At 68.7% G+C, this 17,170-nt stretch carries 18 protein-coding genes; 8 read left to right on the top strand and 10 right to left on the bottom strand.

Annotation, left to right across the window (positions count from 1 at the left end; all coding sequences use genetic code 11):
- Nucleotides 1-24: 24 nt before the first annotated feature.
- A complete protein-coding gene (locus tag AC1Z3O_RS03115; protein ID WP_483513432.1) occupies nucleotides 25-342 on the bottom strand; it encodes an ElaB/YgaM/YqjD family protein in 318 nt (105 codons plus the stop codon).
- Between the two features lie 246 nt (nucleotides 343-588).
- On the opposite strand from AC1Z3O_RS03115, the gene AC1Z3O_RS03120 reads away from it, so the two are divergent.
- Complete coding sequence (locus AC1Z3O_RS03120) at nucleotides 589-1,227, top strand: peroxiredoxin (RefSeq protein ID WP_483513434.1); 639 nt, start codon at nucleotides 589-591, stop codon at nucleotides 1,225-1,227.
- A 186-nt stretch (nucleotides 1,228-1,413) separates the two neighbouring features.
- Here the strand turns inward: AC1Z3O_RS03120 and AC1Z3O_RS03125 are convergent, their stop codons facing one another.
- On the bottom strand, nucleotides 1,414-2,607 hold the full coding sequence (locus AC1Z3O_RS03125; RefSeq protein ID WP_483513436.1) for an acyl-CoA dehydrogenase: 1,194 nt from the start codon (nucleotides 2,605-2,607) through the stop codon (nucleotides 1,414-1,416).
- Nucleotides 2,608-2,914: 307 nt separating this feature from the next.
- On the opposite strand from AC1Z3O_RS03125, the gene AC1Z3O_RS03130 reads away from it, so the two are divergent.
- Nucleotides 2,915-3,730: an IclR family transcriptional regulator gene (locus AC1Z3O_RS03130; protein ID WP_483513438.1), complete on the top strand. Its 816-nt coding sequence runs from the start codon at nucleotides 2,915-2,917 to the stop codon at nucleotides 3,728-3,730.
- A gap of 62 nt (nucleotides 3,731-3,792) precedes the next feature.
- Here the strand turns inward: AC1Z3O_RS03130 and kynA are convergent, their stop codons facing one another.
- From kynA to kynB, 3 genes are all read right to left on the bottom strand, one after another.
- Nucleotides 3,793-4,671 carry a tryptophan 2,3-dioxygenase gene (gene kynA, locus AC1Z3O_RS03135; RefSeq protein WP_483513440.1) on the bottom strand — a complete coding sequence of 293 codons (879 nt, stop codon included), beginning with the start codon at nucleotides 4,669-4,671 and terminating at the stop codon, nucleotides 3,793-3,795.
- A 12-nt stretch (nucleotides 4,672-4,683) separates the two neighbouring features.
- Nucleotides 4,684-5,940, bottom strand: a complete 1,257-nt coding sequence (gene kynU / locus AC1Z3O_RS03140) for a kynureninase (protein WP_483513442.1) — start codon at nucleotides 5,938-5,940, stop codon at nucleotides 4,684-4,686.
- Nucleotides 5,941-6,006: 66 nt separating this feature from the next.
- The gene (gene kynB, locus AC1Z3O_RS03145) at nucleotides 6,007-6,654 is read right to left on the bottom strand and encodes an arylformamidase (protein WP_483513444.1); all 648 of its coding nucleotides are present in this window, start codon (nucleotides 6,652-6,654) and stop codon (nucleotides 6,007-6,009) included.
- Nucleotides 6,655-6,805: 151 nt separating this feature from the next.
- Here kynB and AC1Z3O_RS03150 point away from each other — a divergent pair, with 151 nt between their 5' ends.
- Entirely contained in the window at nucleotides 6,806-7,276 is a 471-nt protein-coding gene (locus AC1Z3O_RS03150; protein WP_483513445.1) for an Lrp/AsnC family transcriptional regulator, read from the top strand.
- Between the two features lie 28 nt (nucleotides 7,277-7,304).
- Here the strand turns inward: AC1Z3O_RS03150 and AC1Z3O_RS03155 are convergent, their stop codons facing one another.
- On the bottom strand, nucleotides 7,305-7,751 hold the full coding sequence (locus tag AC1Z3O_RS03155) for a MarR family winged helix-turn-helix transcriptional regulator (protein ID WP_483513447.1): 447 nt from the start codon (nucleotides 7,749-7,751) through the stop codon (nucleotides 7,305-7,307).
- A 15-nt stretch (nucleotides 7,752-7,766) separates the two neighbouring features.
- Nucleotides 7,767-8,324 (bottom strand): flavin reductase family protein, encoded by a 558-nt coding sequence (locus AC1Z3O_RS03160; RefSeq protein ID WP_483513449.1) that lies wholly within the window; start codon nucleotides 8,322-8,324, stop codon nucleotides 7,767-7,769.
- Nucleotides 8,325-8,455: 131 nt separating this feature from the next.
- Here AC1Z3O_RS03160 and AC1Z3O_RS03165 point away from each other — a divergent pair, with 131 nt between their 5' ends.
- From AC1Z3O_RS03165 to msrA, 5 genes are all read left to right on the top strand, one after another.
- On the top strand, nucleotides 8,456-9,526 hold the full coding sequence (locus tag AC1Z3O_RS03165) for a 2,5-dihydroxypyridine 5,6-dioxygenase NicX family protein (RefSeq protein ID WP_483513451.1): 1,071 nt from the start codon (nucleotides 8,456-8,458) through the stop codon (nucleotides 9,524-9,526).
- Complete coding sequence (locus AC1Z3O_RS03170) at nucleotides 9,523-10,365, top strand: alpha/beta fold hydrolase (protein ID WP_483513453.1); 843 nt, start codon at nucleotides 9,523-9,525, stop codon at nucleotides 10,363-10,365. The genes AC1Z3O_RS03165 and AC1Z3O_RS03170 overlap by 4 nt, the downstream gene beginning before the upstream one ends.
- A 129-nt stretch (nucleotides 10,366-10,494) precedes the next feature.
- The gene (locus AC1Z3O_RS03175) at nucleotides 10,495-11,739 is read left to right on the top strand and encodes an acyl-CoA dehydrogenase family protein (protein ID WP_483513454.1); all 1,245 of its coding nucleotides are present in this window, start codon (nucleotides 10,495-10,497) and stop codon (nucleotides 11,737-11,739) included.
- Nucleotides 11,736-13,286, top strand: coding sequence for a class I adenylate-forming enzyme family protein (locus AC1Z3O_RS03180; RefSeq protein ID WP_483513455.1), 1,551 nt, complete (start codon nucleotides 11,736-11,738; stop codon nucleotides 13,284-13,286). The genes AC1Z3O_RS03175 and AC1Z3O_RS03180 overlap by 4 nt, the downstream gene beginning before the upstream one ends.
- A 109-nt stretch (nucleotides 13,287-13,395) precedes the next feature.
- Complete coding sequence (gene msrA, locus AC1Z3O_RS03185; RefSeq protein WP_483513457.1) at nucleotides 13,396-13,938, top strand: peptide-methionine (S)-S-oxide reductase MsrA; 543 nt, start codon at nucleotides 13,396-13,398, stop codon at nucleotides 13,936-13,938.
- A gap of 37 nt (nucleotides 13,939-13,975) precedes the next feature.
- Here msrA and AC1Z3O_RS03190 read toward each other — a convergent pair whose 3' ends face one another.
- From AC1Z3O_RS03190 to pdxH, 3 genes are all read right to left on the bottom strand, one after another.
- Nucleotides 13,976-15,034, bottom strand: coding sequence for a DUF72 domain-containing protein (locus AC1Z3O_RS03190; protein WP_483513459.1), 1,059 nt, complete (start codon nucleotides 15,032-15,034; stop codon nucleotides 13,976-13,978).
- A 51-nt stretch (nucleotides 15,035-15,085) separates the two neighbouring features.
- Entirely contained in the window at nucleotides 15,086-16,339 is a 1,254-nt protein-coding gene (locus AC1Z3O_RS03195; RefSeq protein WP_483513460.1) for a class I SAM-dependent methyltransferase, read from the bottom strand.
- 182 nt (nucleotides 16,340-16,521) lie between these two features.
- Nucleotides 16,522-17,160: a pyridoxamine 5'-phosphate oxidase gene (gene pdxH, locus AC1Z3O_RS03200; protein ID WP_483513462.1), complete on the bottom strand. Its 639-nt coding sequence runs from the start codon at nucleotides 17,158-17,160 to the stop codon at nucleotides 16,522-16,524.
- Between the last annotated feature and the right edge of the window lie 10 nt (nucleotides 17,161-17,170).

A 17,170-nucleotide genomic window follows, 5' to 3' on the forward strand; every position in this document is an offset into this window, starting at 1 on the left:
CGGGCGCGGCGCGGCCGCGCGGGATTACTTGCGGTTGAGCAGCAGGCCGATCAGCAGGCCGACACCGGCGGCCACGCCCACGGCACGCCAGGGGTGATCGTGCACGTAGTCGTCGGTCGCGCGTGCGGCGGCCTTGCTCTTGGTAACGACTGCGTCCTGCAGGTCCTGCGCCTTTTCCTTTGCTTGCTTCAGCAGGCCCATGCCGCGTTCACGCAGCTCGGCAGCCTTTTCACCAGTGGTCGAGGCCGCTTGCTTAAGCAGTTCTTCGGCGTCGGACAAAACGGTCTTGACATCGCTCATCAGTTTCTCCTGTTTGCGGGCGGTTGGTTCGGATGTTGGCATTGTGCCTGCCTCGCGCCGCCTTGGGCGGATTCTTGCGTACTTCCTAGCATATGCGGCGCGCCTGCGTGGTTTCAAGGCCACGCAGTCATATCGTCCGCATCCGCGCGATGCGCGGGCTGGCAGCATATGCCCTTATGCGTTGGAGTGATTTTGTCGTGACTTTATATTCGTTTGGGTTGGATCGCAATCCGGCTACGCTGGTTCCCATCTCAATTCTGTGTGCGTCTTTTCAGCAAGGAGCAAAGCATGGCACTGCGCCTCGGCGATATCGCCCCCGACTTCGAGCAGGATTCCAGCGAAGGTCCGATTCGCTTCCACGCCTGGCTTGGCGAGGGTTGGGGCGTACTGTTCTCGCATCCGGCCGACTTCACGCCGGTGTGCACCACCGAACTGGGGCTGACCGCCAAGCTGAAGGATGAGTTTGCGCGGCGTAACGTGAAGGTGATCGCCTTGTCCGTGGATGGCGTGGAGTCGCACCGCGGCTGGATCCGCGACATCGAGGAAACGCAGGGCGCCTCGGTCGGCTTTCCCATCCTGGCGGATGCGGACCGCAAGGTCGCCACGCTCTATGACATGATCCATCCGAACGCCAGCGAGACGCTGACCGTGCGCTCGCTGTTCGTGATCGACCCGAGCAGGAAGGTGCGGCTGATCATCACGTATCCGGCCAGTACTGGGCGCAACTTCAACGAGATCCTGCGCGTGATCGACTCGCTGCAGCTGACCGACAGCCACAGCGTGGCGACACCGGGCAACTGGCAGGATGGCGACGATGTCGTGATCGTGCCCTCGCTGAAGGACGAGGAGGTGATTCGCCAGAAGTTTCCGAAGGGCTACCGCGCTGTACGGCCATATCTGCGCCTGACGCCACAGCCGAACAAGTGAAGGCAGTATGCGATGCCGGAAACGGAAGCGGCGCGCGGGGCCTGAGCCCTCGCGCGCCGCGCTTGCCTTGGTGGCGGTGTAGTCAACGGCGGGGCAGCCCGTCGTCTCCTTGGTAGTGCGTGCTTGGCCCGGCGTGGCCCGGCATTGCCGGGCCTTTTTACTGCACAGCCGGAAGCAGGCGGGGCCTCAGAAGAAGGCCTGGATGCCGGTCTGGGCGCGGCCCAGGATCAGGGCGTGGATGTCGTGCGTGCCTTCGTAGGTGTTGACCACTTCCAGGTTCACCACGTGGCGGATCACGCCGAACTCGTCCGAGATGCCGTTGCCGCCGAGCATGTCGCGCGCCACGCGGGCGATGTCGAGCGACTTGCCGCAGGAGTTGCGCTTCATGATCGAGGTGATCTCGACCGCGGCCGTGCCTTCGTCCTTCATGCGGCCCAGGCGCAGGCAGCCTTGCAGGCCCAGCGTGATCTCGGTCTGCATGTCGGCCAGCTTCTTCTGGATCAGCTGGTTGGCGGCCAGCGGGCGGCCGAACTGCTTGCGGTCCAGCGTGTACTGGCGGGCGGTATGCCAGCAGAACTCCGCGGCGCCCAGCGCGCCCCAGGCGATGCCGTAGCGGGCCGAGTTCAGGCAGGTGAAGGGGCCCTTCAGGCCGGCGACGCCGGGCATCAGGTTCTCTTCCGGCACGAAGACCTGGTCCAGCACGATCTCGCCGGTGATGGAGGTGCGCAGGCCGACCTTGCCGTGGATGGCGGGCGCGCTCAGGCCCTTCCAGCCCTTTTCCAGGATGAAGCCGCGGATGGCTTCCTTGCCGTCGTCGCCCATCAGCTTGGCCCAGACCACGAAGACGTCGGCGATCGGCGAGTTGGTGATCCACATCTTGGCGCCGCTCAGCTCGTAGCCGCCCGCGACCTTCTTGGCGCGGGTGATCATCGAGCCCGGGTCGGAGCCGTGGTTCGGCTCGGTCAGGCCGAAGCAGCCGATCCATTCGCCGGTGGCCAGCTTGGGCAGGTACTTCTGCTTCTGCGCCTCGCTGCCGAATTCGTAGATGGGCACCATCACCAGCGACGACTGCACGCTCATCATCGAGCGGTAGCCCGAGTCCACGCGTTCGACTTCGCGCGCGATCAGGCCGTAGCTGACGTAGTTCAGGCCGGGGCCGCCGTATTGCTCGGGGATGGTCGGGCCCAGCAGGCCGAGTTCGCCCATCTCGCGGAAGATGGCCACGTCGGTCTTCTCGTTGCGGAACGATTCCAGCACGCGCGGGGCGAGCTTGTCCTGGCAGTAGGCGGCGGCGGCATCGCGCACCATGCGCTCGTCGGCGCTCAGTTGCTGGTCGAGCAGCAGCGGGTCGGCCCAGTGGAATTCGGCGTTTGCGGCCATGGAGGTCTCCTTCGGTAGATCGGTAGAGCAGTCGGGTCGGGTGGCCGGCATGCCGGCCAGGGATCAAATGCGGGTGCGGGTTGGTCTTGCTTGGTTCCGCATTGCGGAACTTTGTTCCGATGAGTTAGTATAGCGTAAAGATGCCGGCCGGCAATAGGGGGCTGCCAAGCCCGGTGCCGGCCAGCGCCAGCCTGTGCGTGCGGCCGCTATGCCTCTTTTGCCTGCCGCGGCGCATCTGCCGCTGCGGGCTGGACGCGTCGGCAGGTCCCTTGCAGGCCGGTTCCGAACTCTCCGCAGGAGCGCCACCTTGTCTAACCGCCAACTCTCGCCATCCGTCGCCGACGCCGCCGCGCCGCCCGCCCGCGAAAGCGATCCCAACTTCGTCACCGCGCTGGCGCGCGGGCTGGAGCTGCTGCGCTGTTTCCGCACCGGCGAAGCCATGCTGGGCAACCAGGACTTCGTGCGCCGCACCGGCCTGCCCAAGGCCACTGTCAGCCGGCTGGCCGGCACGCTGGTGCAGCTTGGCTACCTGCGCTACGACGACAGCCTGGGCAAGTATGCGCTGGATGCCGGCGTGCTGGCGCTCGGCTACGCCTATCTGTCGGCCTCGGACGTGGTGGGGCTGGCGCGCCCGCACATGCTGGCGTTTGCGCAGGCCTATGGCGTGTCGGTGTCGCTCGGCAAGCGCGAGCGGCAGGAGGTCATCTACCTGGAGTCGATCCGCAATGACGCGGGCGTGATGCTGGGGCTGGGCGTGGGGTCGCGCCTGTCGCTGGTGTCCAGCTCGATGGGACGCGCCTACCTGGCGGCGCTGCCACCGGCGCGGCGCGAGCGGGTGTTGGCCGAGTTCGCCGAGGCCTTTCCCGAGCAATGGAAGCAGCAGGAGGCGCCGATGCGCGCCGCGCTGGCGCAGGCGGAGCAAGACGGCTACGCGGCGTCATTCCGCGATTGGCATCCGGCCATCCATGCCTGCGCGGTGGCCTTCCGGCCGGTGGGGGAGACGGAGCCGCACATGCTGAGTTGCAGCGCCTCGTATGGCTCGGTGGCCGAGTCCGTCTTCGCTGAGACCCTGGCGCCCGCGCTGCGGGCGCTGGCGGCCAGGCTGTCGGCCCCGGCGGGATAAGCGGAGGGGCGGAGGGGCGGAGGAGCGGTGCGGCCGCACCATCGTGCGGCCGGGCTGGCAGGCTACAGGTCGGTGCGCAGCTTCCACAGCTCGGGGAACAGCACCACGTCGAGCATCCTGCGCAGATAGCTGACGCCTTCGGTGCCGCCGGTGCCGCGCTTGAAGCCGATCACCCGCTCCACCGTGGTCACATGGCGGAAACGCCATTGGCGGAAGGAGTCCTCCAGGTCAACGAACTTCTCACCCAGTTCGTACAGCTCCCAATGCGCGTCGGGCTTGCGGTACACCTCCAGCCACGCGGCCTCGACCGAGGCGTTGTAGGCGGTGGGCTGGGTCCAGTCGCGCTCGACGCATTCGGCGTCGATGGCGAAGCCGCGCCGCGCCATCAGCCGGATCGCCTCGTCATAGAGCGAAGGCGTGCGCAGCGCCGCGTCCACCAGCGCCAGGTGCTCCGGCCGGTGGGCGTGCGGACGCAGCATGGCGGCGTTCTTGTTGCCGAGGATGAACTCGATCTCGCGGTACTGGTAGGACTGGAAGCCGGATGACATGCCCAGGTAGGGCCGCATGGCCGAGTACTCCGGCGGCGTCATCGTGGCCAGCACGTTCCAGGCCTGCACCAGCTGGTCCATGATGCGCGACACCCGCGTCAGCATCTTGAAGGCCGGCGGCAGGTGGTCCTGGCGCACCGAGTCGCGCGCGGCGCGCAGCTCGTGCAGCATCAGCTTCATCCACAGCTCGGTGGTCTGGTGCTGCACGATGAACAGCATCTCGTTGTGGTCCGGCGAGAGCGGGTGCTGCGCGCTGAGGATCTGGTCCAGGCCCAGGTAGTCGCCATAGCTCATGTCCTTGGCGAAATCCATCTGCGCGCCGTGCCAGCCGTCGCCCGAAGCCTCGTCCTGGCCAGCCGCGCCCGACATCGGGCATCCCTTGTGTTGGCTCATGCTGCGTCTCTCTCAGGTTACCGTGCTGCGGATCTGGAAGCGTGCGTCGCGGTAGCTGCCGCTGTCGAGCACGTCGCGCAGCACTTCGACCGCGTCCCAGACTTCGGTGAAACTGGTGTAGAGCGGCGTGAAGCCGAAGCGCGCGATGCGCGGCTCACGGTAGTCGCCGATCACGCCGCGCTCGATCAGGTTGGCCATGAGCGCGTAGCCGTCCGGGTGGGCGAAGCTGGCCTGGCTGCCGCGCCGGGCATGCTCGCGCGGCGTGATGAGTTCGAGCGGGTGGTGGCCGCAACGCGTCTCCACCAGTGTAATGAACAGGTCGGTCAGTTGCAGCGACTTCGCGCGCAGCGCCTGCATGTCGGTCTGGGCGAAGATATCGAGGCCGCATTCGACCAGCGCCAGCGAGGTGATGGGCTGGGTGCCGCACAGGAAGCGGGCGACGCCGCTGCGCGGGCGGTAGCCGGGCTCCATGGCGAAGGGGGCGGCATGGCCCCACCAGCCCGACAGCGGCTGCCAGAAGGCATCGCGCAGGGCCGGCGAGACCCAGACGAAGGCGGGCGAGCCTGGGCTGCCGTTCAGGTATTTGTAGGTGCAGCCGATCGCGTAGTCGGCGCCGGCCCCGCTCAGGTCGACCGGCACCGCCCCGGCCGAGTGGCACAGGTCCCACACCGTCAGCACGCCCTTGGCATGGGCCATGGCGGTCAGCCCGGCCATGTCGAGCATCTCGCCGGTCTTGTAGTTGACGTGGGTCAGCATCAGCACCGCGGTGTCGGCGCCCACGGCAGCTTCGATCTGGTCCGGCGAATCCACCAGCTTGAGCGAGTAGCCCTGCTGCAGCAGGTCGGCCAGCCCCTGGGCGATGTACAGGTCGGTGGGGAAGTTGCTGGCTTCGGAGACGATGACCTTGCGCGCGGGATCGCGCGAGGCCTGCACGCGCAGCGCGGCGGCCAGCACCTTGAACAGGTTGATCGAGGTGGTGTCGGTCACCACCACTTCGTCCTTGCCGGCACCGATGAGCGGCGCCAGCTTGTTGCCCAGCCGCTGCGGCAGGTCGAACCAGCCGGCGCTGTTCCAACTGCGGATCAGGCCGTCACCCCATTCGTCGGCCACCACCGCGGCGGCGCGCGCGGCGGCCGTGCGCGGGCGCGCGCCGAGCGAGTTGCCGTCGAGGTAGATCACGCCTTCGGGCAGCGCGAACTGATCGCGCAGGTGACGCAGCGCGTCGTCACGGTCGAGTGCGAGGCAGTGCTCGCGGGTCAATGTCGTCATGGTCAGGGCAGGGGACGGATATCAGGTACTGGTCAATGTGGGCCAGGGTAGGCGTGCCGAGCGGCCTCAGCGGAGCGTGCGCAGCACCGCGCGCACCGGGCTGGCGTCCAGCCCGGCCAGGCGCAGCGGCAGCGCGATCAGTTCGTAGTCGCCCTCGGGCACCTCGTCGAGCAGCAGGCCTTCGAGTATGGCCATGCCGTGCCGGCGTATGGTGCGGTGGGCGTCCATGGTCTTGGATTCCTGCGGGTCTACCGAGGGCGTGTCGATGCCGACCAGGCGCACGTGGTGCGCGGCCAGCAGTTCGATCGCCTGCGGGGAGATGGCGCAGAAATGCGGGTCCCAGCGCGCCAGCGGCGCCGCCTGATAGCAGCGCAGCAGCACGCGCGGCGGCGCGCCGGCCAGCGCATGCTCGATGTGGCGCGGTTCGACCAGCGGCGCGGCGCCGATGCAGTGGATCACACGGCAGGGCCCGAGGTAGGGCTCCAGGGGCACCGCGCCGATCGGCGCGCCGTCGGCCGCGTAATGCAGCGGCGCATCGGCATGCGCGCCAGTGTGCGGGGACAGCGTGATGCGGCCGACGTTGACCGGGCAGCCCGGGCCGATGGCCCAGGCCGGCTCCTGCTGGAATGGCGTGTCGCCTGGCCACACGGGCGTGTCGGGCGAGAGCGGCGGGCTGATATCCCAGAGCTGGCGGGGCGAGGCATGGTCGGTCATGGCAGTGGGGCCGCCGCAGAGGCGTGCACAAGCTGTCGATGTCCGCATGATAAGCAAAAATGCCTGCAAGATGCTTGCTATTTCCACTATGAATGCCGCACGCTATCGCATAGAATTCGAAAACAAAGCCTGAAAACGGAATTTTCTGCGAATGCAACTCGATCCTACCGACCTGCGCATCCTCGACTGCCTGCAGGAGAACGGCCGCATCAGCAACCAGGACCTGGCCGAGCGCGTCGCGCTGTCGCCTTCGGCCTGCCTGCGCCGGGTGCGCCTGCTGGAAGAAGGCGGTGTGATCGGGGGCTACCGCGCCTGGTTCGACGCCGAACAGCTCGGGCTAGAGATCGAGGCCATCGTGCAGGTGTCGATGCGCCATGACGTGGACGACTGGCACGATACCTTCAACGCCGCGGTGCAGTCCTGGCCGGAAGTGGTGTCGGCCTACATCATCACCGGCGACAGCAACTACATCCTGCGCGTGCAGGCGCGCAACCTGAAGCACTACTCGGATTTCATCGTGAACCGGCTCTACCGCACCCGCGGCGTGATGGACATCCGCTCCAATATCGTGCTGCAGCGGATCAAGGCCGGCGGCTCGCCGCTGGCGGTGCTGAAGGCCTGAGCGCCGCCCGGACGCGGGGGCGCAAGTTTCAGCGCGCCGTATGCAGCGCGATGAGCCGGCGCAAGGTTTCCTTGAGCTGCTTGCCCTGCCGGGTGCCGAAGTCTTCCAGCACCGCGCGTTCGTGGGCGGCAGCCTGGTCCAGCAGCGGCAGCGCGCGCGCGCGGCCCGCGGCGGTGATGGAGACCAGCGCGGTGCGGCGGTCGGTCTTGCCATTGCGGCGCTCGACCAGGCCTTCGGCGGCCATGCGGTCGATCAGCTTGGTCAGCGTGGGCTGCTTGTTCAGCGTGATCTGGGCCAGTTCGCCGACCGGGCAGGCGCTGCGGTCGGCTAAGGTGGCCAGCACGCGCCATTCGGCCACGGTCAGGCCGGCGGCCTCCACCTGGCGGTGGAATTCACCCGACACGAGGTGGCTGGCGCGCGCCAGCAGGTAGGCCAGGTAGTCGTCGACGAAGGGTTCGCGGACATCGTCAGCCATGACCGTGCGGCATGCTCAGTCGGTGAGCGGCGTAGTGGTGGAAAAGGCGCCGCCCTGGAAGACCAGCGGGTGGCCGCCGCGATCGAGCACGCCGCAGCGTTCCACCTCGCCGACGAAGATGAGGTGGTCGCCCTCGTCGTAGCGGCTGCGGTTGTGGCACTCGAACCAGGCGAGCGCGTCCTTCAGCACCGGCAGTCCGGTCTCGGACAGGCTGTAGTCCACGCCCGCGAAGCGGTCGCCCTTGAGCGTGGCGAAGCGCTGGCACAGGTCGAGCTGCGAGGCCGACAGCACATTGATGATGTAGTGCGAGCCATCGCGGAACATCGGCAGGCTGTTGGCGCGTGTGGCCATGCTCCACAGCACCAGCGGCGGCTCCATCGACACCGAATTGAAGGAGCTCGCCGTGATGCCCACGAACGGACCGCCGGCGCCCGGCGCGGCGCGCGTGGTGATCACCGTCACACCCGTGGCGAACTGCGACAGGGCGCGGCGGAAGTGCTTGGCGTCGAAGTCAGGCGCGGCGGCGCCACCGGCCTGGCGGGGGGCGCGCGGCTCGGGCTCAGGCATGCCCATGTCTCGGGCTCCACTGGAATCCATGAAATTTCATATATTATTTGCGCCAGGGCCAAGAATCACAAGCACAAGCTAATGCGCTTCCTGTCCGCCATCGGTGGACTTGCGCACACAAGGCAGAAGGAGGAGACATGCTCATCGAGCAGATCGAGCACCGCTGGCTGGCGGCGTTCCGGCGCACCCTCGAACTTTGCGGCCTGGCAGGCGGCGAGGTGGTGGGAATTGTAACGGAGTCGCAATCCCGGCGAGTGAACGTGGAATTGGCCGAGCTGGCCGTGCAGGCGCTGGGCGCCACACCGGTGCGCGTGCAGGTGCCGACCCCGGCACTGAGCGCGCCGGCACCGGTGCGTTCCACCGGCGCCAGTGATGCATTGCAGCAACTGGCGCCGGTCGTCGCCGCGCTGTCGCGCTGCCACCTCGTGCTGGACTGCACCGTCGAAGGCCTGCTGCACGCACCGGAACTGCCGCAGATCCTGCGCGGCGCCGACGGCGTGGTGCCGCGCCTCTTGATGGTCAGCAACGAACATCCCGAGATCCTGGAGCGCTGCCTGCCCGATCCCGCGCTGGAGGGCAGCGTGCGCGCGGCCATGAAGCGGTTGCGCGGCGCGCGCGAGATGCGCGTGCACAGCGCCGCCGGCACCGAGCTGCGCATCGGCCTGGGCGAGGCGCGCGTGGGCGGCGTGTGGGGCTACTGCAACAAGCCCGGACAGGTCGCGCACTGGCCCGGCGGGCTGTGCCTGGCGTTCCCGGCGCGCGGCCAGGTCAACGGCACGCTGGTGCTGGCGCCGGGCGACGTCAACCTGACCTTCAAGACCTATCTGCGCGACACCGTGGTCTGCCACATCGAGGACGACTATATCGTCGGCATCGAAGGGCAGGGCGTCGACGCCGACATGATGCGCGGCTACTACGAGGCCTGGGTACAGCGCGAGGGCAACCGGGATGCCTATGCCGTCTCGCACGTGGGCTGGGGCCTGAACCCGGCCGCGCGCTGGGATGCCTTGACCTTCTACGACAAGCGCGACTGCAACGGCACCGAGCTGCGCGCCTTCGGCGGCAACTTCCTCTACTCGACCGGCGCCAACGAGGTGGCCGGCCGCCACACCCTGGGCCACTTCGACCTGCCGCTGCGCAACTGCACCGTCACGCTGGACGGCCGCGTCGAGGTCGAGCAAGGCCGCCTGATGGAGCCCGCCGCATGAGCGCCGCGCCATCCGTCCAGACCGCCGCGCCGCTGCGCCGGGTCCACGCCAATGGCATCGCCACCCTGGAACTGGGCGAGGGCCCGGTGGCGGTGGTGATGCTGCACGGCATCGGCGGCGGCAAGTCCGCCTGGCCGGCGCAGTTCACCGCGCTGGCACAGGCCGGCTACCGTGCCGTCGCCTGGGACATGCCGGGCTATGGCGATAGCGCGATGATCGATCCCTACGACTTCGACGGCCTGGCCGCCGCGCTCGTGCCGCTGCTGCAGGCCGAGCGGGCTGCGGGACGACGCGTGGTGCTGCTCGGCCACAGCATGGGCGGCATGGTCGCCCAGCAGGCTTGCGCGGCCACGCCGGCGCTGATCGACGGCATGGTGCTGTCGGGCACCTCGCCGGCCTTCGGCAAGCCGGGCGGCGACTGGCAGCGCGCCTTTGTCGCGGCGCGTACCGCGCCGCTGGATGCCGGCAAGAGCATGGCGGAAATGGCCGCCGGACTGGTGCGCGCGATGGTGGCGCCCGATGCTGGCGCCGACGGCGTGGCCTTCGCCACCGCCGTGATGGCGGCGGTGCCCGCCGACACCTACCGCGCCGCGCTGGGCGCGCTGGTGTGTTTCGACCAGCGCGAGGCGCTGGCGCGCATCGCGGTGCCGGTGCTGGCCCTGGCCGGCGAGCACGACACCAATGCCGCGCCCGCGGTGATGGAGCGCATGGCACAGAAGATCCCGGGCGCCGAGTACCGCTGCCTGCCCGGCGTGGGCCATCTGGCCTGCATGGAGGAACCGGCCGCGTTCAACGCGGCCGTGCTGGATTTCCTCGGACGGCGCTTCCCGGCCGCTTGAGTCATGCCGCTGCGCCGCTCCCGCTGCGTCGGTTGCGGGCGGCGGTGCGGCACCCCCACACGAAGACCGGCACAGCCGGCAAAAAAACAAGCGCTGGCCCCTGCGGCGGCGCCATCAGGAGACAGCAACATGCCACTGGATTTCACTCCCGCGGTCGGCAGCGCCGACTTCACCGAGGCGCAGGCGCGCCTGCTTACATTGGCCAACCGGCTCGGGCGCGAATGCTTCGCCCCGCGCGCGGCCAAGTGGGACCGCGAGGCGAGCTTTCCCTTCGCCAATTACGACGACCTGCGCGAGGCGGGCCTGCTGCGCCTGTGCGTGCCGCGCGCCTTCGGCGGCGAGGGCGCGGACTTCGCCACCTACTGCATGGTCGGGGCCGAGATCGGCCGTTTCTGCGGTGCCACCGCGCTCACCTACAACATGCACATCTGCTCGACCATGTGGACCGGTGTGCTGTCCGACGGCATCGACATGACAGCCGAGCAGCGCGCCGAGCACGAGTCGCGCCGCGAGCGGCATTTCGCGCGCGTGGTGCGCGACGGCGCCATCTACGCCCAGCCCTTTTCCGAAGGCTCGGCCGCCGCGGCCGGCAAGGCGCCCTTCGGCACCACGGCGCGCAAGGTGGAGGGCGGCTGGGTGCTCAATGGCCGTAAGATCTTCGCCTCGCTGTCGGGCGCGGCCGACTACTACGGCATCCTCTGCACGGAGGACCGCGGCGACCACCATCCCGACATGCGCGACACGCTCTACATCGCCGTGCCGGGCAGCGCCGAAGGCCTGACCGTCACCGGCGATTGGGATCCGATGGGCATGCGCGGCACGGTGTCGCGCACGCTGCTGCTCAAGGATGTCTTCGTGCCCGACGCCGAGCAGCTGATGCCGCGCGGCGTCTACCACAAGGCCGCGCAGACCTGGCCGGCGATGTTCTTCACGCTGGCGCCCACCTATCTCGGCGTGGCCCAGGCCGCCTACGATTTCACCGTGCAGTACCTGCGCGGCGAGGTGCCGGGGCAACCGCCGGTCAAGCGCCGCATGTACGCGACCAAGCAGATCGCGGTGGCGCAGATGCGCATCCAGCTGGAGAACCTGCGCTCGATCTTCTGGAGGGTCATCCACGAGGCGCGCCCCAATCCGTCCAAGGACGAGCGCCTGCGCCTCTATGCGGCCCAGTACACGGTGATGGAAGGCGCCAATGACATCGCGCGCCTGGCCATCCGCACCTGCGGCGGCCAGTCGATGCTGAAGGACCTGCCGCTGGAGCGCCTGTACCGCGACTCGCGCTGCGGCGCGCTGATGCTGCCCTGGACCGCCGAGCTCGTGCTGGACCGCATGGGCCGCGAAACGCTGTACGAAGCCGGCGAGCGCGACGAATGAGCGGCGCGCTCGCCGACGCCGCGCAGGCGGCCACGCTGGCAGACGCGCTGCGCACGCATGCCGCGGCCGCGCCGCAGCGGCCGGCGCTGCACTACCTCGGGCGCACTCTCTCCTATGGCGAACTGTGGCAGCGCGTGGAGACGGTGGCGGCCGCCTTGGCGCGCGACTGGGGCGTGCGCCAGGGCGACAGAGTCGCCACCCTGTGCCTGAACCACGAGCTGCAGCTCGCCTTGCTGTTCGCCTGCGCGCGGCTGGGCGCGGTCCTGGTGCCCATGAACTATCGGCTGGCGGTGCCGGAGCTGCGGGCGGTGGCCGAGCATGCGCAGCTTGCCGTGCTGTTCCACGATGACGGCCATGCGGTGCAGGCGTTGCAGGTGGCGGATGGCCTCTGCAAGTGCGGGCCGCTCGCGCGGCTGGCCGATGCGCCGGCGGCCGGCGACGCCGCGCTGCCGGCCGCGACGGATGCCGGCACGGTGACCGTCGATATGCCGCTGCTGCTGGCCTACACCTCGGGCACCACCGGGCGGCCCAAAGGCGCCTTGCACACCCAGGCGGCGATGCTGGCCAATGCGCGTGCGAGCTGGTGGGCGCATGGGCTGCAGCCGCAGGACCACGTCTTGTCGGTGCTGCCGCTGTTCCACGTGGGCGGGCTGTGCATCCAGACCTTGCCGGCGCTGCTGGCCGGCGCGCAGGTCACCCTGCATGACCGCTTCACCCCCGAGTCCTGGCTGCAGGCGCTGGGGTCGGCGCGGCCGACCTTGACGCTGATGGTGCCGGCCACGCTGCGCGCAGCGCTGGAACATCCGGACTGGGCCCGCGCCGACCTGTCCTCGCTGCGCGGCGTGATGGCGGGCTCCTCGCCGATCCCGCTGTCCTACATCGAGGCCTTTCACGCGCGCGGCGTGCCGCTCGGCCAGGTCTACGGCACAACCGAGACCGGTCCGGTCTCGGTCGCGCTGCGCCTGTCCGATGCCATGGCGCGACCGGGCGCGGCAGGCTGGCCGCATCCGGGCGCCAGCGTGCGCGTGGTGACGCATGCCGGCGGGGAGGCGGAGGCGGGCGCGGTCGGCGAGCTGTGGCTGCGTGCCGACAACCTGATGCAGGGGTACTGGCGCGAGCCGTCGCATGCCGATTTCGTCGACGGCTGGTTCCGCTCGGGCGACCTCGCCAGGCGTGATCCGGATGGCTGCCTGACCGTGGTGGGGCGCAGCAAGGACATGATCATCTCCGGTGGCGAGAACATCTATCCGGCCGAGATCGAGAACGCGCTGCTGGCGCTGCCGGGCGTGCTGGAGTGCGCCGTGGTCGGCCTGCCGGATGCGCGCTGGGGCGAAGTGCCCGTCGCGGCGATTGTGCCGGCGCCGGACGCCGACCGCGACGCGTTGGCGGGCGAGCGCCTGCGCGCGGCACTGGATGGCCGCATCGCGCGTTTCAAGCTGCCGCGCGAGGCGGTGCTGATGGAAGCGCTGCCACGCAGCGCGCTGGGCAAGGTGCTCAAGCCGCAATTGCTGGCCATGTTGGCGCAGCGCGTGCGGCCGGCAGACTGATCGCGCCGGTGCGGTAGGGCACGGGCGGCGACCGCGTGCCGGTCGCCGCGCCCATGCGTGGCCCCCGGCGACAGGCTATGCTACAGGCATTGTCAAGGGAGCAAAGTCTATGGAAAACGGACTGGAGACCGCCACGCTGGGTGGCGGCTGTTTTTGGTGCCTGGAGGCCGTCTACCAGCAGGTGAGTGGCGTCAAGGCGGTCGAGTCCGGCTACAGCGGCGGGCATGTGCGCAATCCGAGCTACGAGCAGGTCTGCGTGGGCGACACCGGCCACGCCGAGGTCGTGCGCGTGACCTTTGATCCCTCGGTGATCACCTACCGCGAAATCCTGGAGATCTTCTTCGCCATCCACGATCCCACCACGCTCAACCGCCAGGGCCATGATGTCGGCCCGCAGTACCGTTCCGTGATCTTCACGCATTCGCAAGCCCAGCGCGACACCGCCGAGCAGGTGATGCAGGAACTGGCGGCGGCCAAGGTGTTCGACGAGCCGCTGGTCACGCAGGTCGAGCCGGAGCAGCCCTACTGGCGCGCCGAGGACGGCCACCAGAACTACTTCCAGGACCATCCCGCGCAGGGCTACTGCGCGGTGGTGATCTCGCCCAAGCTGGCCAAGTTCCGCGAGCGGTTCGCCGACCGCCTGCGCCGCTGAAGCGTGCAGGCCGTTCGCGCCGCGCCCCGCATCGCCATCACCCCTGCATGCGCGCGGCAATGGCCTCGGCCAGCCGGATGCAGCTCAGCGGCGCCGAGCCTTCGGCCTTGTTGCTGACGATCACGTAGGCGGGCTGGCCGGCGCGCAGCGTGCGCACCACCACATCGGCGATGGCCTCGCGCGTATGCACATCTTCCTCGACCAGCTTGTCGAAGGGTGCGTAGATGGACTCGGCCAGTTCGTACGGGCGTCCGCCGTGCAGCATCCAGCGCAGCACCAGCGGGCCCGGCTCGCCCTCATCCAGCATGGCCTGCGCCGGTGCCTGCCGCGCCACCGGCGGCAGGCGGTCGCGCGCCGACAGGCAGAAGCGCACGCCGCGTGCGCGCAGCAGCTTGATGTAGCGCGGCGTCAGCAGTGCAGAGTCGCGCAGTTCCACGGCATAGCAGGCGTGCGGTGTGATGCTCGGGTCGAGCGGCGGCAGCGCCGACAGGAAGGCGTCGAGCCGCGCGAGGAAGGCGGCGGCATCGTCGGCCAAGGCGCCCAGCGGCGACAGCTGGAACAGCAGCGGGCCGCATTTCGCGCCCAGTCCACCGGTGGCCGGCACGATGAAATCGCGGATGGCGATCTGCGCGTCGAGAAAGGCGGCGTTGGCCAGGCGGCCCGCGCCATCGGAGCCACGCAGCCACGCATCGCAGACACTGGCGGGCGCCTTCACCAGGAAGCGGAAGTGCTCGGGCACCTGCGCCGCGTAGGCGAGATGGTCGGCCAGCGGGATCGGCGCGTAGAAGCCGCGGTCAACGCCCGCCGCGCGCAGCAGCGGGTGGCGCGAGTAGGCCGCCAGGCCCTTGCGCGACAACATGCTTTCGCTGTACTCGCCCTGGTAGACCAGGCCGTTCCAGCCCGGGTAGGACCAGGTCGAGGTGCCCAGGTACAGCCCGGCGGGCAGGTGCGCGGCCAGTGCCGCCAGGGCGGGGTCGGTCGGCACCGGCAGCACGGACTTGCCACGCGCGGCGCGAGAAGAGGAGTCAGGCTGGCCGTCGGAGGAAGAGGCGCCTGCTGCGGCCGGCGGCAGGTCGTCGAACAAGTCAGCGGTCAAATCGTTTGTTGCGTCTGTTGCGCTCGCGCCCGTCGTGGGCGCGCGGGCCCGTCAGGACTTGTCATGCGTTGAGCGGTCATACATATAGCGGCGCGACCAAGGCAGCGAGGACGCGTCCTTGCCCGCCTTGTGGCACAGCACCTGGAACAGCGCCATCTGGTCCGTTTCGAAGGCGTGCGCGCAGCCAGCCAGGTAGACGCGCCAGATGCGGTATTTCTTCTCGCCCACCATCGCGCGGATGGTATCGCCCTGCTGCTCGAAGCGGTCGGCCCAGTGGCGCAGCGTTTTCACATAGTGCCGGCGCAGGCCCTCCACGTCCAGCGCTTCGAGGCCGCCCTTCTGCATGGTGGTCAGCACCAGGCCGATGTGCGGCAGTTCGCCCTGCGGGAAGACGTAGCGGTCCATGAACTCCGATCCGTCCGTGGGTCTGGCACCGACGGCCGGGTCGGGGGAGGTGATGCCGTGGTTCAGCGCGAAGCCGTCGTCGGCCAGCAGATCGCGGATGCGGCCGAAGTAGGTGACCAGATTGTCCTTGCCCACGTGCTCGAACATGCCGACGCTGGTGATGCGGTCGAAGGTGCCGCTGATGTCGCGGTAGTCCTGCAGCCGGATCTCGACGCGGTCGGCCAGGCCGGCGGCCCTGACGCGCTCGGTGGCCAGGTCGAACTGGTTCTGCGACAGCGTGATGCCGACGCAGCGCGCGCCGAACTTCTGCGCCGCGCGCAGCACCAACGCACCCCAGCCGCAGCCGATATCGAGCAGGGTCTGCCCCGGCTGCAGGCGGACCTTGGTCAGGATGTGGTCAATCTTCTGCAGCTGGGCCGTGGCCAGGTCCTCGTCGCCGTTGGCGAAATAGGCGCACGAATAGACCATATTGGGATCCAGCCAGAGCTTGTAGAAATCGTTGGAGACGTCGTAGTGATACTGGATCGACTTCTTGTCGTCCTGCTTGCTGTGCGTGAAGTGGTGCGCCACCTTGGCCAGCGCCCCGCCGGCGCGCCGGGCGGCTGCGGCGGAGAACTGATAGCCCACCGAGATGATGTCGGCGAGCCTGCCCTCGAAGTCGATCTTGCCCTGCACATAAGCTTCGCCAAGGTTGTCGAGGCTGGGCGTCAGCAGGAAGGGCAGGGCGCCCGCCTCGCGCACGGTGAGCGTGACGGCCGGGCGTTCGAACTTGCCCAGCGCATACTCCGTGCCGTTCCACAGGCGCAGCCGCACGGGAATGTCGGCGTTCTCGCGCAGGTCGGTGATCCAGTGATCCAGTTGCTTGTCCAGTCGCTTGTCGAGTACTTGCTTGAAAAACATGCGGCCATCCTCCAAACGGTTACGGCGCACTCCTCGAAACCACTGCAACGCGCAGGCACGTTACCCGCACGCCATCGTGGGGTGTTGCCAACAGGTCAATGAAGCAATATGGCTTGCACTTTACTCTACGACAATTCACGCGATTGTGCTGGGACCGCCGCTGCGGCAATCCGGGCCAGCCCTCAGGGCGACAGGCGCACGATGTGCCAGGTGCCGTCGTCCTGCCGGCGGTAGCCGATGCGGTCATGCAGGCGCGAGGGGCGTCCCTGCCAGAATTCGATCCAGTTCGGAATCAGCCGGTAACCGCCCCAGTGCGCGGGACGCGGCGGGTTCTCGCCGAACTTCGCGCGGAAGTCCGCTTCGCGCTGCTCGATCACTTCGCGGCCGGTCACTTCACGGCTTTGTTCGGAGGCCCAGGCGCCCAGGCGCGAGCCGAGCGGGCGCGTGACATAGTAGGCATCGCTCTCAGCCTCGGAGACCTTCTCCACCTCGCCTTCGACGCGAACCTGGCGCTCGAGCTGCACCCAGTGAAACAGCAGCGCGGCGCGCGGGTTGGCGGCGAGGTCCAGCCCCTTGCGGCTCTCGTAGTTGGTGAAGAAGGTGAAACCCTTGTCGTCCAGGCCCTTGAGCAGCACGATGCGCGCCGAGGGCTGGCCCTCGGCATCGACCGTGGCCAGCGTCATGGCGTTCGGCTCCGGCAGCTTGGCGTTGACGGCCTCGTCGAACCAGTGCCGGAACTGCTGGACGGCGTCGACGGCCACATCGGTTTCGGATAGCGCACCCAGCACGTAGGTGCGGCGCAGTTCAGCAAGTTGAGTCATGTCGGATTCA

The sequence above is a fragment of the Cupriavidus sp. 09_S30 genome (assembly GCF_056930435.1).

What these genes read in the sequence shown, in the direction of transcription:
- kynA (WP_483513440.1), bottom strand. Translation starts at nt 4,671, where the DNA reads ATGAGCCAACACAAGGGATGCCCGATGTCGGGCGCGGCTGGCCAGGAC.
- kynU (WP_483513442.1), bottom strand. Translation starts at nt 5,940, where the DNA reads ATGACGACATTGACCCGCGAGCACTGCCTCGCACTCGACCGTGACGAC.
- pdxH (WP_483513462.1), bottom strand. Translation starts at nt 17,160, where the DNA reads ATGACTCAACTTGCTGAACTGCGCCGCACCTACGTGCTGGGTGCGCTA.
- AC1Z3O_RS03180 (WP_483513455.1), top strand. Translation starts at nt 11,736, where the DNA reads ATGAGCGGCGCGCTCGCCGACGCCGCGCAGGCGGCCACGCTGGCAGAC.
- AC1Z3O_RS03120 (WP_483513434.1), top strand. Translation starts at nt 589, where the DNA reads ATGGCACTGCGCCTCGGCGATATCGCCCCCGACTTCGAGCAGGATTCC.
- AC1Z3O_RS03170 (WP_483513453.1), top strand. Translation starts at nt 9,523, where the DNA reads ATGAGCGCCGCGCCATCCGTCCAGACCGCCGCGCCGCTGCGCCGGGTC.
- AC1Z3O_RS03175 (WP_483513454.1), top strand. Translation starts at nt 10,495, where the DNA reads ATGCCACTGGATTTCACTCCCGCGGTCGGCAGCGCCGACTTCACCGAG.
- kynB (WP_483513444.1), bottom strand. Translation starts at nt 6,654, where the DNA reads ATGACCGACCATGCCTCGCCCCGCCAGCTCTGGGATATCAGCCCGCCG.
- AC1Z3O_RS03155 (WP_483513447.1), bottom strand. Translation starts at nt 7,751, where the DNA reads ATGGCTGACGATGTCCGCGAACCCTTCGTCGACGACTACCTGGCCTAC.
- AC1Z3O_RS03150 (WP_483513445.1), top strand. Translation starts at nt 6,806, where the DNA reads ATGCAACTCGATCCTACCGACCTGCGCATCCTCGACTGCCTGCAGGAG.
- AC1Z3O_RS03125 (WP_483513436.1), bottom strand. Translation starts at nt 2,607, where the DNA reads ATGGCCGCAAACGCCGAATTCCACTGGGCCGACCCGCTGCTGCTCGAC.
- AC1Z3O_RS03195 (WP_483513460.1), bottom strand. Translation starts at nt 16,339, where the DNA reads ATGTTTTTCAAGCAAGTACTCGACAAGCGACTGGACAAGCAACTGGAT.
- AC1Z3O_RS03115 (WP_483513432.1), bottom strand. Translation starts at nt 342, where the DNA reads ATGCCAACATCCGAACCAACCGCCCGCAAACAGGAGAAACTGATGAGC.
- AC1Z3O_RS03160 (WP_483513449.1), bottom strand. Translation starts at nt 8,324, where the DNA reads ATGGGCATGCCTGAGCCCGAGCCGCGCGCCCCCCGCCAGGCCGGTGGC.
- msrA (WP_483513457.1), top strand. Translation starts at nt 13,396, where the DNA reads ATGGAAAACGGACTGGAGACCGCCACGCTGGGTGGCGGCTGTTTTTGG.
- AC1Z3O_RS03165 (WP_483513451.1), top strand. Translation starts at nt 8,456, where the DNA reads ATGCTCATCGAGCAGATCGAGCACCGCTGGCTGGCGGCGTTCCGGCGC.